The following is an 18,224-nucleotide window of genomic DNA, read 5'->3' as shown; positions in this document are numbered from 1 at the left end:
ACCATATTGAAGTGGGTAAAGGACATTCAATTTTTACCTATGATTAACGTAAATTAGCCGTTTCCTTTAATGCTTGTAACAAATTGGACAATTCATAAAAGCGTTCCTCATCTCCCTTATCAAGGGCTTCATCAATTTGTGCAAGTAATTTTTCTTCTTGGAATACGAGTAAGCTATTGGAAAGCAGCTCTTCTGCTAGTAAACGATCTTTTTCACTGACTAACAGTGTTTCTGGCATATAAGGGTTTTCTTCAAGAACTGCTAAGTATTGTGCACTTGGTGGTATATTTGGAAAATTCAATTGTATATACATATCTTCTTGTTCATGTAGTCGTAAATCATGGAAAGACTTCTCGGCATCTGCCGTCATCACATTGCCTTTATAGAAACGAAAAGGCACACCTGTTGAGTCTACTGTCGACATCACCATTGCCCGAGGACAATAGTGAGCTTCTTCCACAAATCGGATTCTTTTTAATAAGTCATCATTGCTTAATAAATAATTTAAAATCCATACACATTCACGACGCTTCAATTGGTAATTTTTTAAAAACCATCGAACAAATGCTTTTTTATCAACAACTGATACAGAAGCAGTCATACCCACTCCCTCCTTTACTCAAATTCTAAGGTTTCTAACAGCTCTTGCCACGCTGGTTCACCTGGTTGGATGCGCAATAATTGCTCAAGAACCTCTTTTGCCTCTAAGCGTTTGCCTTCCTCTACTAAAAAGTAAACATATTTTTCTAAAAATGTTGCGTCTTCCTTAAAATCATTATATGCCAAACGGTAAAATTCGTATGCACGGTCGTACAATTCTAAATTTTCGTATGCCGCTGCTGCAAAAGGATATAAGGCGCTCCATTCAAAATCATTTTGCTGTAATGTCTCAAATAATTCAATAACATCCTCATGGCGCTCCTGCTGTCCGAAAATGGCGATAAGAGCCAATACCGCTTCCATATATTCAGGATCCAGTGCGATGGCTTCTCTTAAATGTTGTTCAGCTTCTTCTGGTAAACTGTTTTTGAGGGCCATTTTACCCGCAAATAAATAGAGCGATTTATCATATTCATCGCGCTTTAAACCCTCTTGAATAGCAGTGTATGCTTTTGGATTATCCTCTAGCATCGCGTAGCTTTCTGCCAGCAATAAATACGCTGAGAAGTAATCAGGGTCTAATTCCTTTAATTCCTCTAATTGCTGAATAGCCATCTCATATTTTTGTGACTGGAAAGCGGAATACGCCGCACCAAATAAAACATCGGGCTTGACCTCATCTTCAAGTGCTTTGCTATAATAATCCAAAGCTAGTTCATAGGCAGCTCCTGCACGATAGACCTCCGCCAACCGCTCTACAAGGTTGACACCAGCAAATTCACGGTGTTGCTCATATAATTCTTCATACAATCTAGCAGCCTCTAAAAAGCGACCTGTTTCAAATAGCAGCTCTGCTTTGGCAAAATGCAGCAATGGCTCTTCCGGTAAGATTGCCAATGCTTCATTGATACGTATTTCTGCTACCTCAAACAACCCTTGCATTTGATAATAATCTGCTAAAACAAGTAACGCTTGCGGATACTCTTGTGCTGTTTCATCCACTTCTAACAATAAATCTAACGCACCGTCCTCATCACCAAGCTCCATTAACACATTTGCACGATCTATTTTTAACTGTGCTTCCTCTGGCATTAAAAATTGTAAATGCTCCAGTACACGATCAGCTTCCTTCATATACCCATATTGCATGAAAATTTCAGCCAGTGTATAAATGTCCTCAGGTAGCTCCTTCGTTAAAAATAATTCCAGTAGCTGATCTATTAATGCCAAGTCTCCTTGCTCAAGTGCTTGCATCATTTCAGTCATCGCATTGTTCACAGTTATTCACCTATTCTTTCATTAATACCTTTATGCTACAAAACATTTACATTTGAAACAAGAAAAAACTCCCCAAAAGCTGGAGAGTCCATTTTCGATTGTTATTTAACTGCCTCAATATGCTCAAAGAACGATGGGTAGGATACAGCGATACAGCCAGCATCATCCAATGTGACTGCACCATCTGTGATTAATGCAGCAATTGCACCCATCATGCCAATACGATGATCGCCATATGTTTGTAGGCTGGCACCGTGCAGTGGTGTTGGGCCTTCAATAACCATGCCGTCTGCTGTTGCTTCAATATTCGCACCTAGTTTTGTTAATTCATTAACAACAGCCGTTATGCGGTCTGTTTCCTTCACCTTTAGTTCCTCAGCATCTTTAATAATTGTTCGGCCATGTGCTTGTGTAGCAAGCAGTGCAATAATCGGAATTTCATCAATTAAACGTGGGATCACATCACCCTCGATTGTTGTAGCTGCCAATGTTGATGTTTCAATTTGTATAGTTGCTGTTGGCTCAGCCTGTGTGTCGGTATCTGGCGTCACTGTCATTGTTGCACCCATTTTTTGAAGAACCTCGACAATACCATCACGTGTGGGGTTTATACCGACATTCTCTAATGTTATTTTACTATTTTCGCAGATAGCTCCTGCCACTAGGAAAAAGGCCGCTGAGGAAATATCTCCTGGTACAGCAACATGCGTTCCTTGAAGAGTTTGTCCACCTTCTAGTGAGACAACGCCATTATTTACTTCTACTTGTGCGCCAAATTGACGTAGCATTCGCTCAGTATGATCCCGAGATACTTCTGTTTCTCGCACAATTGTTGTTCCTTCAGCACGTAAGCCTGCCAGTAAAATAGCAGATTTAACTTGTGCGCTTGCCACAGGCATTTGATAATCAATGGCTTGTAGCTTTGCCCCTTGAATAGCTAGCGGTGTATACTGTCCATTTGCACGGCCTGTAATCTGTGCGCCCATTTGACGTAATGGGTCAATCACACGGCGCATTGGTCGCTTGCCAATGGATGCATCCCCTGTCATGACAGAATGAACAGGCGAGCCAGCTAAGATCCCTAACATTAAGCGTGTTGTGGTTCCTGAGTTACCTGTATACAATACCTCTGTAGGCTCTTGCCAGTTCTCCATTCCTGGACTGTGGATAGTTACATTCGTTCCTTTCACCTCAATATGAACACCAAGCTTTTGGAAGCAATCAATGGTACTTAAACAGTCTTCACCTAATAAAAAGCCTTCTACTGTCGTTGCACCGGTAGCAATTGCTCCAAACATGACAGAGCGGTGAGAAACTGATTTATCGCCAGGAATCGTTAATATGCCCTGTAAAGAAGGCTTATTGTATTGCAAAACTTTTTCACTCATTGATTTTCTTCCTTTCTATGAAGATGGGACTGCTGAGAAAGGAAATATTTTCTCAACAGCCCTCTTCTATCATCAATATCCACTATACTATGAAATATATGTTTCGAAATTAGCTCGTTTCTGTATACATGTTGCGGCACGTTCACGATCATTTTCATTTTGGAAACTAATAACAAGAATACCAAAAACATCTTCACGAGATTCAACAATTCTTAAGTTTGTAATACTAATCGCTTCATCTGCAAGGAAGCCTGTAACCTCTGAAATCACACCTGGATAATCAGGAACATCCACATATAAATCAAACGGTGTATACATGGCTCCTGCACCAATCGGTAATTCATCTCTAAGTTCTTTGGCAACAGCAAAATAAGCTTCAATATCTTGTGATGTGCCATTTATCAGCAGTTCCTTAATACGCTGCATTTCCTTTTCCCAACCCTCAAGCTGTGTTAGTAGCTCGTCACGATTCTGTAAGGTAATATCCCTCCATAAAATAGGGTTAGAAGAGGCAATTCGCGTCACATCACGAAAACCACCAGCGGCAAGAGAACGCGTCATCGGATATTCTCCATTTTCGCCCCCTAATTGATGAACAAGTGAGGCAGCAATTACATGTGGGAAGTGGCTGACAACCGCTGTCATATGATCGTGTTCACTGGCAGATACACTGACAACCTTTGCATGGGTAAACTTTAACAAGCTTTCAAGCTGTGCCATGTGGACAATTTCCTCTCCAGCAAGGGGTGTTAGCATATAATAAGCATTCTCAAAAAGATGTGCCTTTGCTGCTAATACACCGCTTTTATGAGAGCCTGCCATTGGATGTCCGCCAATAAATGTAATGCCCAGTTCACGCAGTTCTCCAGCTTTTTGCATAATTAATTTTTTTGTACTTCCCGTATCTGTTACAATCACTTTATTTTTTAAGGACCATGTTTTTAATTGCTCCATCCACTCAAGTGTTGCATTCACAGGTGTACCAAAGATAATAACATCAACATCTGCGGCAGCTGCTTGTGGGTCTGTCACAATATCATGGACAATATTTAATGTTTTTGCATGCTCGCGTGTTTGAGCATCCATATCATAGCCAATAATTCTAGTTTCAGGTGCTTTTTGTAAAGCCAGCGCAATGGAGCCGCCAATTAAGCCTAGCCCAATAACAAGCACTTTGCGTGTCATGCAAAAACTCCCTGTTCTTTTAAAAGAATATCAAGTTGGCTCAGCAATGCGGCGTTTTGAGCCTCTGTGCCAATTGTGACGCGGATGAATCCTGGCATTCCTAAAGCATTACCACTGCGGATAATAAAGCCTTTTTTCATCAGCTCTTGGAACACAACATCACTATCAGCCTTTATATCAAAGAAAATAAAGTTTGTATCAGATCGGAAGTATGTCAAATTATGCTTTTCACAAAATTCAACATATTGCTTTTTACCTTTTTCGTTCGCTTCTCGACATGCTTGAATATAGTCTTGATCGCTAAGAGCAATAGCCGCAACTGCTTGGCTTAAAATCGTATTATTAAATGGTGCGCGTACAGGATCAAGCTTCGCAATAACTTCAGCCTGACCAATCGCATAGCCAACGCGGAACGATGCTAGTCCATACGCTTTAGAGAATGTACGTAATAGAAGAACATTTGGATAGTCGGCAATAATTGGTAATGTATTTTTATGACCAGGGTGTGTCACGTATTCAATATAAGCTTCATCTAAAATAACAAGAACATCGCTTGGTACTTTTACTAAAAAGGCCCGTAGATCAGCATCTGGAATCACAACACCTGTTGGATTATTTGGGCTACATACCCATACAACTGATGTTTGTTCATCAATCGCTGCAGCCATTGCCTCTAAATCATGTGCGCCATCAATACAAGGAACTTTACGTACTTCAGCGCCTTCAATTTCAGCATTATGCCCGTATTGAGAGAAGGATGGGTCAGCCATCACAGTATTGACACCTGGATACAGTAAGGCACGCGTAATAATGGCAATCAGGTCATCAGAACCATTCCCAAAGAGCAGTTGTGTCTCTTTCACACCTAAATAATTAGCAATAGCTGTACGCAAGTTTTGTGCGTAACCATCTGGATAAAGGGCATGATTCACTGCATTATTTTGTAAATAAGCTGTTACCTTTGGCGAGCACCCAAATGGATTCTCATTCGATGCTAATTTAATAACTTCCTTTAAGCCATACTCACGTTGTACCTCTTCAATTGGTTTCCCTGGCTTATATGCTTGCATACCGTCCAATTGCTGTTTCCACTTCATCTATAACATCTCCTCTACTTATTTAGCTTGTGCTAAATCTGGTCTTAATTTTACAGCATCGTTGAGATATAAATGCTTTACATCTTTCTGTGCAACATCTACATTTGCATGAATTAATACACGAATACATAGTGGCAATGCATTCGGCACATCCATTTCATGTGTACACATGACAGGCACATATTGCCAGCCAGCCATCAAGCGTACTGCACGTGCAGGAAATGCTGAGGTGATATCAGGTGTTGCAGAAATCACAATTGATGCAATATCATCCACCTCTACATTATTTGCTGCCACAACCTCACGCACTAATCTTGCTGTCTCATCCCATACAAACTCTGGCTTGTCAGATTCAATTGTTATTGCTCCTCGAAGTCCACGAATCATACAAGCACCTCCGCTAATAGTTTTCTATATTCAACATCTACCTCTTGACATTGTGCTAAGTCAATGGCTTGCACAAAAGGTTTGCCGATTTCCTTTAATAATACAAATTGCAAAATACCATATTCCGTCTTTTTATCTTTCATTAAATACGTTGTTAATTGTTCAAATGAATATTCATAAACAGCCTCAAACGGATAGCCATTCTTTATGGCAAACTGAAAAAATGCTGTGGTAAATGCACGATCTAATTTGCCATATCGTTCACTTAGTAGTAAACAATAGACAAGCCCGATCATTACAGCCTCACCGTGTGCTACCTTTCCATAGCCAGCAGCAGCCTCAATGGCATGTCCATATGTATGGCCTAAGTTTAAAAATTTGCGCACAGATTGCTCTGTTTCATCCTCAGCGACAATATGTGCCTTCACTTCAATTCCTTTTTTTAGCTGGTTTGCTAGTTCATACTGATTAAAGTGCAGCACCGAATCAGCTGCCATTAATTCCTCCAGCCAATGGCGATCAGAAATCATCGCATGCTTAATTAATTCTGCTGTTCCTGAACGTATCTCACGTTCGGATAAACTTGCTAAAAAGGCTGTATCATAAATAACACCTTCAGGCTGATAAAATGCACCAATCATATTCTTGCCTAATGGGTGATTAATAGCTGTTTTACCGCCGACTGCCGAATCGTGCGCTAAAATGGTTGTTGGAATTTGAATAAACGGAATTCCTCGCATATAGGTTGCCGCCACAAAGCCTGTTAAATCGCCGACAGCTCCTCCACCAAAGGCAAAAACAAATGATTTGCGGGAGCATTTTTGCTCCAATAAAAATGTTTGAGCAGCATTGTATTGTTCAAAGGTTTTACAAGCCTCACCACTAGGCAAAATAAAGACCTCAAAATCATATGGGAAATTCCCTTTGAAATAATCTCCCTGTGCAGCCCACACATTAGCATCTGTAAACACAATCAGCTTATCTGCTTTTTGAAGTTTATCTGCAAATGCTTCAATAGCCTCAGTTAGAAATTGATGACCAAGAACTACTTCATATTGATGTGATTTTGTTGCAACTGGTACACGCATACATTAGAACCCCTTTGTATATTGACGATGTTCATCAATTTGAGCTTTTAGTTGTGGTAACTGATCACTATGGAATTGCTCCAAAATCGCATTGGCTATTTCCCAGGCAATAACATGTTCAGCAACAATAGATGCTGCTGGGACTGCACAGCTATCAGAGCGCTCAACACTTGCTTTAAATGGCTCTTTTGTATCAATATCCACACTTTGCAATGGTTTATATAAAGTAGGAATTGGCTTCATCACACCACGTACAACAATTGGCATGCCAGTAGACATCCCGCCCTCTAAGCCACCAAGACGATTAGTCGCACGCGTGTAGCCCTCTTCCTCAGACCAAATAATTTCATCATGCACCTCAGAGCCTTTACGACGTGCCATTTCGAAGCCAAGTCCGAACTCCACACCTTTAAAGGCATTAATAGATAGCATAGCTGCTGCTAGCTTTGCATCAAGCTTACGATCATAATGCACATAGGAGCCTACACCTGCTGGCACTCCCTCAATAATGACTTCAACAACACCACCAATGGAATCACCAGCTTTTTTTGCTTCATCAATAGCTGTTACCATTTTGGCAGATGCCTCTGGATCTACACAGTAGCATGGATCAGCCTCCACAATGGCACGGATTTCATCTGCAGATTTCCCTTCTATTAACGAAGTGTCAGCTTTAATTCCTACAATCTCTGTAACATGTGCCACAATGGAAATGTCTAATTCATTTAATAAAGCTTTCGCCACAGAGCCTGCTGCTACACGTACAGTTGTTTCACGTGCAGAAGATCGCTCCAAGACATTGCGTAAATCACGATGACCGTATTTTATGCCCCCCACTAGATCAGCATGACCTGGTCGCGGTCGTGAAATTTGACGTTTAATCTCCTCAGGATTCACATCATCTGCTAATGGCTCAGCACCCATAATTTTTGTCCAGTGCTTCCAGTCATCATTTGTGACAACGAGTGCTACAGGAGAACCAAGTGTTTGCCCATGACGAACGCCAGCCACAATCTCTACTGTATCTGTTTCGATTTGCATACGGCGTCCACGTCCATGACCTCCTTGACGTCGTTTTAAATCATGATTAATTTTTTCTGCTGTAATTGGCAAGAGTGATGGTAATCCCTCAATAATTGTTGTTAATTGAGGTCCATGTGACTCACCTGCTGTTAAGTAACGCATAAAACACTTTCTCCCTTCAACTCGCTAAAGTATGTATTTTTCACTATAACATATATTCTTTAAAAAAACAGTCCTTTTACAAATGTCTTTTTAGACGTCCATCTTTATTCCCACGCTTTAAATGTGAATATTCTGAACGATTATGATAAAAAATACGCCTTTGCTTATAGTAAGCGAAAAGCGTATCGATTATCTATATCTAATGCTTTGCTTCCATGTATATACATAACGGCTAACTTGCCATTCGTACAAATGCTTTTATCCATATTATTAACTATTTTTTTCGATAGAAGAATGTATCCTCCACTTCAAAGTCATACCGTGTTGGATTAAAAATTTGCTCCGTTGACCCAACAAATAAAATGCCATCCTTACGCAAGGCTTTACTAAAGTCGTTATAAATCTGATCTTTGGCTTCCTCTGTAAAATAAATCATCACATTGCGGCAAACGATCAAATCATAATTGCTATCATAAGAATCCTTTAGCAAATTATGCTTCTTAAAAGTTACACACCGTTTAATCTCATCCTTTACGCGATAGAAAGAGTCCTCTTGTTCAAAATATTTGGCTTTAATGTCTAGTGGCACCTCTGCTAAAGAGCGTTCAGGGTAGACGCCTAATTTAGCCTTTTGAATGACATTTTCATCTAAATCAGTAGCAATAATTTGTATTTGCGATAAAGGTACTAGCTGAGACAACACCATCACTAATGAATAGGGCTCTTCTCCTGTTGAACAAGCAGCACTCCAAATTTTTAAACGCTTATTCGTTTGTAGTAGCTTTGGGAGTATTTTCTTTTGCAATACTTCCCAGCGCTTACTATTACGATAAAATTCGGAAACATTAATCGTCATACGATCTAAAAATTCATTCATTAAATTACGATCTTGTTCAAGTGCCTTTAGAAAGTCAACAAAATTACGATAGCCCTTTTTCTCATACAGAGAGGTTAATCGTCTTTTCATTTGCGCTTCTTTGTACAACGCTAAATCTATTCCTGTTTTGCGCTTAATACCTTCTATAAACTGTTCATAATCAGACATATGGTCATCTTCCCCTCTAGCATCGTATTTCCATTATAGCGGAAAAGTGCCAATCCTGAAATAGTCTTTCTCATGTATAGCCTTTTACTTTCCGGTGTTTTGTTTTTCTTCTAATAGTAGCACTTTCGAATGCTCTAATTCCAGCCGCATTTTTTCTGTCTCCTTCGTATAGGTTTCCAGTCGAAGCTGCTCTAACTCAACTTCCTTTTCGATTGCCTTTAGTTTTATTTTCTGTTGTCTTGTATGAGCGTCTGTAAAAATTCCAGCTAATGAAATAATGACACCACCAATAATCGCTACTATCGCAATTGACAATCCGTTCACATCCTTTCATTACTAAAAATTATACAGTAAAATCAACTAAATCGTTTCACTTTTCTGGAATTCGTATGCATAAAAAAATGAAGGTAGCTTGTCACCACCTTCATTGCCTAGTATTAAGCGAGTCTCCTCTTGGATTGAGCGGTTTCCTCCTTGAATTGAGCGCTTCTCCCCCATTATTGAGCGAGTTTTTCCTTCGATTGAGCGCTCCTCTCTCATTATTGAGCGGTTTCCCCTTCCATTGAGCGAATTCCCTCCTATATTGAGTTCCCTTTCCTTAAATCAAGCGACTCTATCAAATTTGCACTTGGTAATCCTTTAATTCATCTCGTAATCTAGCCTTCAAAAACTTCCCTACAGATGTTTTTGGCACCTCGTCAATAAAAACAATATCATCTGGAATCCATGTTTTATGGAACTCTGTCCGTAAACTCTCTAACAGCTCCTCTTTGGAAATCGAATCCTTGTATTCAGGCTTTGGCACTACACAGGCTAATGGTCGCTCAAGCCATTTTTCATGCGGAATGGCAATAACAGCAGCCTCAAATACTTTTGGATGCGACATTAACGCATTTTCAAGGTCTACAGAGGAAATCCATTCACCACCACTCTTAATTAGATCCTTTGTACGATCTGTAATTTTAATATAGCCATCAGGTGTCATTACTGCAATATCTCCTGTATAAAGCCAGCCATCCTTAAAGGCTTCTTCTGTACGCTCATCACGATAGTATTCATCTGCAATCCATGGCCCTCGAATCGTCAGCTCACCCATTGTTTTACCATCCCATGGCACTTCACCGTTTTCATTAATAATGCGCGTTTCAATAAGCGGCATCGTCATCCCCTGTGTAATTCGCACATGCATTTTCTCATCAGCACTATAATCCTCCATGTGCGTTAAATACGTGGATAGACTTACAAGTGGCGATGTCTCCGTCATACCATAGCCTGTCATATAAGGAATGTTCAGCTCCTCCTCAAAGCCTCGCACAAGCCCAATTGGTGAAGCAGAACCCCCACAAACAATCAATCTCATAGATGATAGATCACGAGGATTTTGGCGTTGCTCCTGTAAAACACCCAGCCAAATCGTTGGCACGCCTGCCGTTAACGTTACCTTATACGTTTCAAATAATTCAAGTAACAGTTGTGGTGTAAACATTGGTCCTGGCAACACTTGCGTCGCGCCAAAGCCAACACTTGCAAATGGCAAGCCCCATGCATTGGCATGGAACATTGGTACAACAGGTAATACCACATCTGATTCACAAATAGCAATACTATCTGCAAGACCCGCTGCCAAGCTGTGAAGCACAATGCTACGATGTGTATAGACAACACCCTTTGGCATACCAGTTGTTGCGCTTGTATAGCACATGCCAGCAGGTGTATTTTCATCTAAATCCTCTGGGAATATAAATTGTTCATCAGCCTCCGCTAACAATGCCTCATAGGAAAGTGCATTTGGAATTGGTAGTGATGCCACCTCTACAGCATCTCCCATAATAATAAAATGCTTGACCGTTGTAAGCTGTGACACAATTGGCGCAATAAGTGGTACTAAATTATCATCGATTAATAAAATTTCATCTTCTGCATGATTAATGACATAGGCAATATGCTCAGGCGCTAGTCGAATATTAATCATATGTAGCACCGCTCCTGCGCAAGGTACAGCAAAATAAGCTTCTAAATGACGATGGTGGTTCCAAGCAAATGTCCCTACCTTCATCCCACGTTCCATGCCTAGCTTTGTTAAAGCATGTGCTAAGCGACGAGTTCTTTTTACATATTCTTTATATGTAAACTCATGTATAGTTGTAGCACTTGTTCGTGAATAAATTTTCTTTGCCTGAAAAAATCTCTCTGCACGATTCAAAAAACTTGTTAATAATAAAGGTGTATCCATCATATGCATGATAACGCTTCCCTTCGTAGACAAATTTTTGAAACAATCAAGACTGACAGCTACTACAAATCTACTAGCTTTGACTTACTTTGGCTGCATGCGAATGGCTCCGTCCAGACGAATCACCTCCCCATTTAACAGGCCATTTTGAATAATACTGTCAACCAGAAGTGCATATTCTGCTGGCTTGCCAAGACGCTTGGGAAAAGGTGTCATTTGAGCAAGGGCTACTCTTGCAGGCTCTGGTAACGTCGCAAACATTGGTGTTTCAATTAAGCCAGGCGCAATCGTCATCACACGCACCCCAATAGCGGCAAGCTCCCGCGCAATCGGTAATGTCATCGCAGCCACACCACCCTTGGAAGCACTGTAGGCTGCTTGTCCAATTTGCCCATCAAATGCCGCGACAGATGCTGTATTAATAATAACGCCACGCTGCCCATCTTCATTTGGCTCATTCTGCTGCATCTTCTCTGCTACTAGACGAATCACATTAAACGTACCTACTAAGTTAACAGCTATTATTTTTTCAAATAGCTCAAGTGCATGAATACCCTTCTTTGACAGAACCTTACTAGCGTCTGCTATGCCTGCACAGTTCACCGCAACATTGACCTGATCGAAAGAGCGAATCGCTTGCTCAAGTCCTGCTGCTATATCCGCCTCTTGTGTCACATCCACTCGCACATACAGAGCATTTTCCCCTAGCTCTGTCACAAGTGCCTGTCCACGCTCATCATTCACATCAAAAATAATGGCTTTGCCGCCCTGTCCAACAATATGACGAACGGTTGCCTCCCCTAATCCTGATGCACCACCCGTTACGATTGCTACTACTCCATGGTTGTTCATCCAGCATAACCCCCTTTACATTTTTTCAATAATTGTTGCGTTGGCCATCCCCATACCTTCGCAAATAGCAAGTAAGCCATAGCGATAATTTTCTCTCTCCATTCGGTAAAGCATTGTGGTTAATAGCTTTGTCCCAGTTGCACCTAACGGATGCCCTAGTGCAATCGCTCCTCCATCTGGATTAAGCTTCTCAGGGTCGCCACCAATTTCCTGTAACCAAGCAAGTGGCACGGGTGCAAAGGCTTCATTGACCTCATACGTATCAATATCCTCGATTTGCAGGCCTGCACGCGCTAATGCTTTTCTTGTAGCCTCGATTGGCCCTGTTAGCATCAATGTTGGGTCAGAGCCTACAACTACCCTTGTAATAATTTTAGCTAGCGGACGAATACCAAGCTCCTGCGCCTTGTCCAGTGACATAACTACAACAGCTGATGCACCATCGCTCATTTGACTTGCATTCCCTGCTGTGATGACACCATCCTCCTGAAAAACAGTCTTTAAGCCATTTAAGATATCAACGTTTGTTTCTGGACGCGGACCCTCATCCACTGCAACTGTTACAAGAGAGCCATCCTCCTGTAGTATTTGAATTGGCAGTATTTCATCTTGGAAGTGACCTGCCTCTATTGCTGCTAAAGCTCGTTGATGGCTTTGGTAGGCATAGTTATTAAGCTGTTCTTTTGATAAAGACCATTTTGCAGCTATTTTTTCTGCCGATAATCCTTGATGGATAATCGTATAATTTTCTTGTAAACGCTTACCTTTATAGGCATTTTCCATATTAGAACCCATCGGCACTCTTGTCATGCTTTCCACACCGCCAGCAATTACAATATCCATATCCCCTGCTAAAATTGCCTGTGCTGCAAAATGGACGGCTTGTTGACTTGAGCCACATTGCCGATCAATGGTCACACCAGGTACACTGTCAGGAAATCCTGCCATTAACAAAGCTGTACGTGCAATATTCGCACCTTGTTCAGCGGTTTGCGTGACACAGCCTAAAATCACATCATCCACCTGTGCCTTGTCGATGCCTGCTCGTTGTACCGCCTCCTGTAACACATCGGCTGCTAGATCATCAGCGCGCACATGACTGAACGCCCCCCTACTTCGACCAACCGCAGTCCGAACCGCTGCCACAATCACCACTTCTCTCATAAACATACCCCTTTTCCTTATCATCCTTCATAGTTTATTGAGAAGGCCTCTAATATATTCCTATCTTAATTATCAGAATATTATAGCATTTATTGTACATGATACAGAAGTTTTTAACAATTCTTTATGTATCTAGCAATAGAACCTACTGTCCTTTTTTGGGCAACAAAAAAAGCAATCCCAATATTTTGAGATTGCTTTATCTATTTGCATATTAAACTAAATCTTCACCGAAGAATAAGCCGATTTCGCGCTCTGCAGATGCAAGAGAGTCAGAACCGTGGATGATGTTGTGAGAAACAGTTGTTGCGTAGTCACCACGGATTGTACCTGGGTTACTACCAAGAAAATTGTCTTTAACTATTGTCTCCTCAATAACTCATATCACTCGTTCTCTGAAATAAACGAAAAAAACTAAATTAGAACCGAGCTTTTACCTTCTATTAATTAGTAACTATACATTACTTTTAGCCATGTTAGCAAGTAGAAGTGGAAAAATCCCCCTATAATAAAGTCATCTATTTGCAATTAAACTTTTAGACTCTTTACACTTTTATAAAGGCAGTACCATACCATCCTGTAGTTTTTCATTGCTCTATTTTAAAATCCAATGTCATACTCTAATTTAGGTTTCCACTTTGCTCTACTTAGGGTCTCCGCAAGTCTATACATTAGTTTTAAAAAATTAGCTCTTTGCTGTGGATTTTTACCTGTTCGCATAATAATCGTTTCTTTTAGCGGATGATTGCTTTCAATTAAATACTCATTACGCTTATACAATCGTTGTAAAAGAGGGTCTTCAGGTAGTCTAGCAAACTTCCCATTAACTTCACCTCTATTGCAATCCTGACAGCTTAGAACTAGATTCCAAACACAATTTAAGTCTAAATCAAGTGTACTGTTGAACTGTGTTGATAGCGGTAAGAAATGGTCTATGTCACAAGTATTCAATTGGTTACTTTCAATTGAAATCGGTTTGTAGCAATAGAAGCATTTTCCCTTTTGATATCCGTTTAATGGCTTTCTAGCAGAAGTTAGATTTATTCTTTCATGAGACAACATGAACTGCTGTGGTGTCATAGGCTTTATAAAGAAAAACTGCTCAAGGTCTGTATCAAACTGAACTTCTAGTTTTGGATTTCGTTCAGTCCATGCGTTTTCAACTAAGTTCCATCTACCTTCAATTTCACTTAATATATTTACTTTTTGGGCGCTTCCATTCAACAAAAATATACTATCAGTCAACGTAATTCCTAAAGTCTTTCCTTGTATGGACTTTTCATAAAAATTTTTATCAAGTTCACCATTAGGAATGTTATGAAAGGCATCTATCACATTGTTAAACCCTACTTTTTCAGTAACTTCAAGTAATTGTTCCCACGTAATTTGGTTTTGATGAAATAAATTCAATGCACTAATAAACTTAGATGACTGACTTGTTATTTGTCGTTTCCCGTTCCTAATATGCTCTAACATGTACTTTGCAAATATAGGGGATAATTCTTCTAAGCTCACAAAACTTTTATTACTCTCACCTAATTCAAGTAATGTTTTAGCAAACGCAAATTTATAAGTAGCAACATTTCTACCAAATAAGTATATTGAGCGAAAATTCGATTCCAAAGTATTATCATTGTCTAAGTAATTATTCATCTAAACACTCCATTGAAAATAGGTTACTTATCCTCTACATCAATTAAATAAATCGCCTTTTCAAATCCTCCACGTTTAGCCTTCTTCTGTCCTCTAATCGCTTCCAGTTCATCATAACTTACATCTAATGCATTAATAGCTGTATGTACTAATTCTAAAATATCTGCTAATTCTTCAATACTTTCTTGTACATTATCTGTTCCATGAAACTCTTTAGCTTCTTCAATCATTTTTGCTTTTACTTCCACTAGAAGTTCCTTCGGTTCTAAAATTCTTGCATTATACTTTAAACCATCCGCTTCAATAATCTCTAAAATCTTATCTCGTACTAATTTATTATACACAGGCATTGTCATTCTCCTTTAGCGATATATTAACTTACTCTCATTGTACTAAATTACAAACTTAATTCATAACTCAAAAGTTACCCATCAAAAAGGTACTTACTTGAACCTCTCAGTAAGCACCTAGCTTCTTAATATCTACTCACTTGAGATAATAATTTTATCTACCAAAATTATATTAATTGAGTTGAAATTTTAATTAATTTTCTTCTAGACACTATACGTTACTTCATAAAAAGTGATAAATTTAGTGGCTATTATTTAATTTGAAGTTCTAATTTTGTTTGAATTGGAGATGGCAGGTTTTTACCATACAATTCACAATTTACTAATACACTTTCCCCAATTAAATTACCATTTATAAACACTCTAATATCTTCATCAAAAAATTGTACAGTCTTCTTATGAGGTAAATCTCCATAATTCCATTCAACAATAAAATGAGTTTCATTTTCTTCTACTATCGGATAATTATGATTATAAAAACTATTGAATTTATTAAACATACTATTCGGCTCTTCAGGAATCTCTTCAAAAACCCTTAAATTCCCCTCATATTTAGGTAATTTCAATATTATATTCGCATCTTCGATATACTTCTCAGAATTGTTTTTTATAAATACATTTAAATTTATACTTAATGACTCGCTAATATAGTACATATCTTCCTCTTGATAATAACTTTCTATATCAGCTAGCATTTGCTCTAATTCCTCAGTTGTTCTCTTTGATAAAGGCTTTTTATTAGAACTCAATAATGCATCATTAATATCAAACCCTATATCCCATTCGACTACTAAACCATATTTTCTTCTTTCTAAAATACCTTCAATTTCTCTTTTAGCTTTACTTGATGGAAGCTCATAATCTTTCTCTATAACTGTATTTAACTTTTCAGCCATATCTTTAGATAAACCCATAATAACTTTGTTATTAAATAAGCTTTTTTGTTTAAATGCAAGTATTTCATCTAAATCGCTACGAGTAATTTTATCTTGCTGACTTCCTTTTCTAATAAACATATCGCCTTTTTTTAACTTATCACCAAAGTTTTTCTTTAACATATATGGTGGATTATCGCATTTATCAATTTCAATAATACCTAGTAAATTTCCATCTAAATTAAATGAATAGTAATCAATTTCAATGTATGGCTCTATATTCTCTCTGATAATTTGTTGATACGTAGCTTTATCAACAAATTCTTTTTCATTAATTGGAAAACACTCTTTACAACCACTTGAAGTTTCTTTAATGCCAATAACAATATACTTCTTTTTTCCAATAGGTGTATTTGCCATTGAAATTATATCTTTTATTAAATCAGAATACTTTGGTTTCAAATATTGTTCCCTTTTAAAATCTAAAGTTGTATTCTCTGTTTCATTTTTTATTAGCCACTCTAGTTCCAACTTCAATCTCCCTCTTTCAATTAATCTATAATAGCTAAATTATGCCTACTATCACCAATATCTATTAATTATCGCTTAAACATATTATACCTTTTCATTTAACTACCTTGATAAAATAAAAAACGAGATAAACGTAGAGTTTATCCCACTTCTTAGTTACTTATATTCTAATAAATCTATAAATAAGAATTTAATTATTTAATATTTATAAATCAAATGTCAAAATATCGACAATCCTAAAAGTTTTTTCTATTCTTGAAACAGCTTTTCTAACTACGCTATCGTCATAATTAAATTTATTATTCTTTAACCAATCTGATATCAGAGTATATAATTCTTCACCAAAAACCTTATACTTTTTATGCATCCATAAGCCAATGGTCAGTATTAGCAAACCCTCTTTCAATTCGAAACCATTAAGAAAATCTTTAGTTTGGATGAAATCTTTATCTTTTAGTAGTGCGGATTTTTGAGGGAAATCTAACGTTACTATCTCAATAGGAGTAGCATCTGACTCATTTTGTTTTACTAAAGGTTTTATATAATACTTAGCTAAATTTGTAATAATAGGATTAATACTAGGGCTATAAGGGCCATATGATTTCAAGTCAAATTCTATTTTCGAATTATCATGGTGCATTATATAGCTTAGTGCATTGATTTCTTTATAGGTTATTTTCGAATTGCCTTTTGTCTCATTATAAATATCCATCAAAAGTAAAAGTATTTTTCTATCCTTTGTTAATCTTGGTTTTGATATCTTTGATTTTGATATCTTTGGTTCTTTTTCTTGTCTTTCCTTTAGTGCAGGTTCATAAATGATTATTTCTACATCAATTAGGTTAGAAAGTTTATTAACAATTAAAGGCTTTACCACTTCCCAATCTAAACCACCATTACCACAACCCAAAGCAGGCATTGCAATTGATTTTAATTTATATTTTTCTATCACTTCTACTAAATCATTTAATCCTTTATCAATATACTCTATCTTAGAATCGAACCGCCAATGATTTTTTGTAGGGAAATTTATAATGAACTTAGTCCTTTTGGCTTGAGGAATTTCATAAATGTAATTTTTTCCAATAATTATTTCTTTTCTTTTACATTTTTCTTTATACTCATTTAAAAGTATTGGATATCTTTTAGCAAATTCTTTTGCTACACCCTTTCCCATTGCTCCAACACAATTAATCGTATTAACAATAGAATCAACATTTTCTAATTCACTAAAAATATTCCCTTTTTTAAAATTTATCACAATAACACTCCTTTAAATTCATTATATGTTATTATTTTCTATAAACAAAGTC

Annotated in this window: 17 protein-coding genes and 1 pseudogene; all 18 read right to left on the bottom strand. The window is 38.1% G+C overall.

Features of this window, described 5'->3' with window-relative positions; all coding sequences use genetic code 11:
* Positions 1–43: 43 nt before the first annotated feature.
* Positions 44–601, bottom strand: a complete 558-nt coding sequence (locus MHB44_RS08120) for a ReoY family proteolytic degradation factor (protein ID WP_341302310.1) — start codon at positions 599–601, stop codon at positions 44–46.
* A gap of 14 nt (positions 602–615) precedes the next feature.
* On the bottom strand, positions 616–1,878 hold the full coding sequence (locus tag MHB44_RS08115; RefSeq protein ID WP_341302309.1) for a tetratricopeptide repeat protein: 1,263 nt from the start codon (positions 1,876–1,878) through the stop codon (positions 616–618).
* A 101-nt stretch (positions 1,879–1,979) separates the two neighbouring features.
* Positions 1,980–3,266: a 3-phosphoshikimate 1-carboxyvinyltransferase gene (gene aroA, locus MHB44_RS08110; protein ID WP_341302308.1), complete on the bottom strand. Its 1,287-nt coding sequence runs from the start codon at positions 3,264–3,266 to the stop codon at positions 1,980–1,982.
* 87 nt (positions 3,267–3,353) lie between these two features.
* Positions 3,354–4,451, bottom strand: coding sequence for a prephenate dehydrogenase (locus MHB44_RS08105; protein WP_341302307.1), 1,098 nt, complete (start codon positions 4,449–4,451; stop codon positions 3,354–3,356).
* Positions 4,448–5,548, bottom strand: coding sequence for a histidinol-phosphate transaminase (gene hisC / locus MHB44_RS08100; RefSeq protein ID WP_341302306.1), 1,101 nt, complete (start codon positions 5,546–5,548; stop codon positions 4,448–4,450). The genes MHB44_RS08105 and hisC overlap by 4 nt, the downstream gene beginning before the upstream one ends.
* An 18-nt stretch (positions 5,549–5,566) precedes the next feature.
* Positions 5,567–5,935 carry a chorismate mutase gene (gene aroH, locus MHB44_RS08095; RefSeq protein ID WP_341302305.1) on the bottom strand — a complete coding sequence of 123 codons (369 nt, stop codon included), beginning with the start codon at positions 5,933–5,935 and terminating at the stop codon, positions 5,567–5,569.
* Positions 5,932–7,023, bottom strand: coding sequence for a 3-dehydroquinate synthase (gene aroB / locus MHB44_RS08090; RefSeq protein ID WP_341302304.1), 1,092 nt, complete (start codon positions 7,021–7,023; stop codon positions 5,932–5,934). Before aroB ends, aroH begins: the two co-directional genes overlap by 4 nt.
* A 3-nt stretch (positions 7,024–7,026) precedes the next feature.
* Positions 7,027–8,208 (bottom strand): chorismate synthase, encoded by a 1,182-nt coding sequence (aroC, locus tag MHB44_RS08085; protein ID WP_341302303.1) that lies wholly within the window; start codon positions 8,206–8,208, stop codon positions 7,027–7,029.
* 274 nt (positions 8,209–8,482) lie between these two features.
* Entirely contained in the window at positions 8,483–9,253 is a 771-nt protein-coding gene (locus MHB44_RS08080; protein ID WP_341302302.1) for a protein-glutamate O-methyltransferase CheR, read from the bottom strand.
* 84 nt (positions 9,254–9,337) lie between these two features.
* The gene (locus tag MHB44_RS08075; protein WP_341302301.1) at positions 9,338–9,568 is read right to left on the bottom strand and encodes a hypothetical protein; all 231 of its coding nucleotides are present in this window, start codon (positions 9,566–9,568) and stop codon (positions 9,338–9,340) included.
* Between the two features lie 301 nt (positions 9,569–9,869).
* Entirely contained in the window at positions 9,870–11,495 is a 1,626-nt protein-coding gene (locus MHB44_RS08070) for a long-chain fatty acid--CoA ligase (RefSeq protein ID WP_341302300.1), read from the bottom strand.
* Positions 11,496–11,570: 75 nt separating this feature from the next.
* Complete coding sequence (locus MHB44_RS08065) at positions 11,571–12,338, bottom strand: 3-hydroxyacyl-CoA dehydrogenase (RefSeq protein WP_341302299.1); 768 nt, start codon at positions 12,336–12,338, stop codon at positions 11,571–11,573.
* A gap of 15 nt (positions 12,339–12,353) precedes the next feature.
* Positions 12,354–13,502: a thiolase family protein gene (locus MHB44_RS08060; protein ID WP_341302298.1), complete on the bottom strand. Its 1,149-nt coding sequence runs from the start codon at positions 13,500–13,502 to the stop codon at positions 12,354–12,356.
* Positions 13,503–13,716: 214 nt separating this feature from the next.
* A pseudogene (locus MHB44_RS08055) lies at positions 13,717–13,842 on the bottom strand (nucleoside-diphosphate kinase); the annotation flags it as partial.
* A gap of 260 nt (positions 13,843–14,102) precedes the next feature.
* Positions 14,103–15,155 (bottom strand): HNH endonuclease domain-containing protein, encoded by a 1,053-nt coding sequence (locus MHB44_RS08050; RefSeq protein WP_341302297.1) that lies wholly within the window; start codon positions 15,153–15,155, stop codon positions 14,103–14,105.
* Positions 15,156–15,178: 23 nt separating this feature from the next.
* Positions 15,179–15,505 (bottom strand): nucleoside triphosphate pyrophosphohydrolase, encoded by a 327-nt coding sequence (locus MHB44_RS08045; RefSeq protein WP_341302296.1) that lies wholly within the window; start codon positions 15,503–15,505, stop codon positions 15,179–15,181.
* Between the two features lie 251 nt (positions 15,506–15,756).
* Positions 15,757–16,911 carry an ATP-binding protein gene (locus MHB44_RS08040; protein ID WP_341302295.1) on the bottom strand — a complete coding sequence of 385 codons (1,155 nt, stop codon included), beginning with the start codon at positions 16,909–16,911 and terminating at the stop codon, positions 15,757–15,759.
* Positions 16,912–17,116: 205 nt separating this feature from the next.
* Complete coding sequence (locus tag MHB44_RS08035; RefSeq protein WP_341302294.1) at positions 17,117–18,172, bottom strand: macro domain-containing protein; 1,056 nt, start codon at positions 18,170–18,172, stop codon at positions 17,117–17,119.
* Positions 18,173–18,224 lie beyond the last annotated feature (52 nt).

It is taken from the genome of Lysinibacillus sp. FSL H8-0500, from assembly GCF_038051955.1.
Classification (GTDB): Bacteria; Bacillota; Bacilli; order Bacillales_A; family Planococcaceae; genus Lysinibacillus; species Lysinibacillus macroides.
Note: the sequence above shows the minus strand (reverse complement) of the source record. Positions and strands in the feature narration are given on the sequence as shown.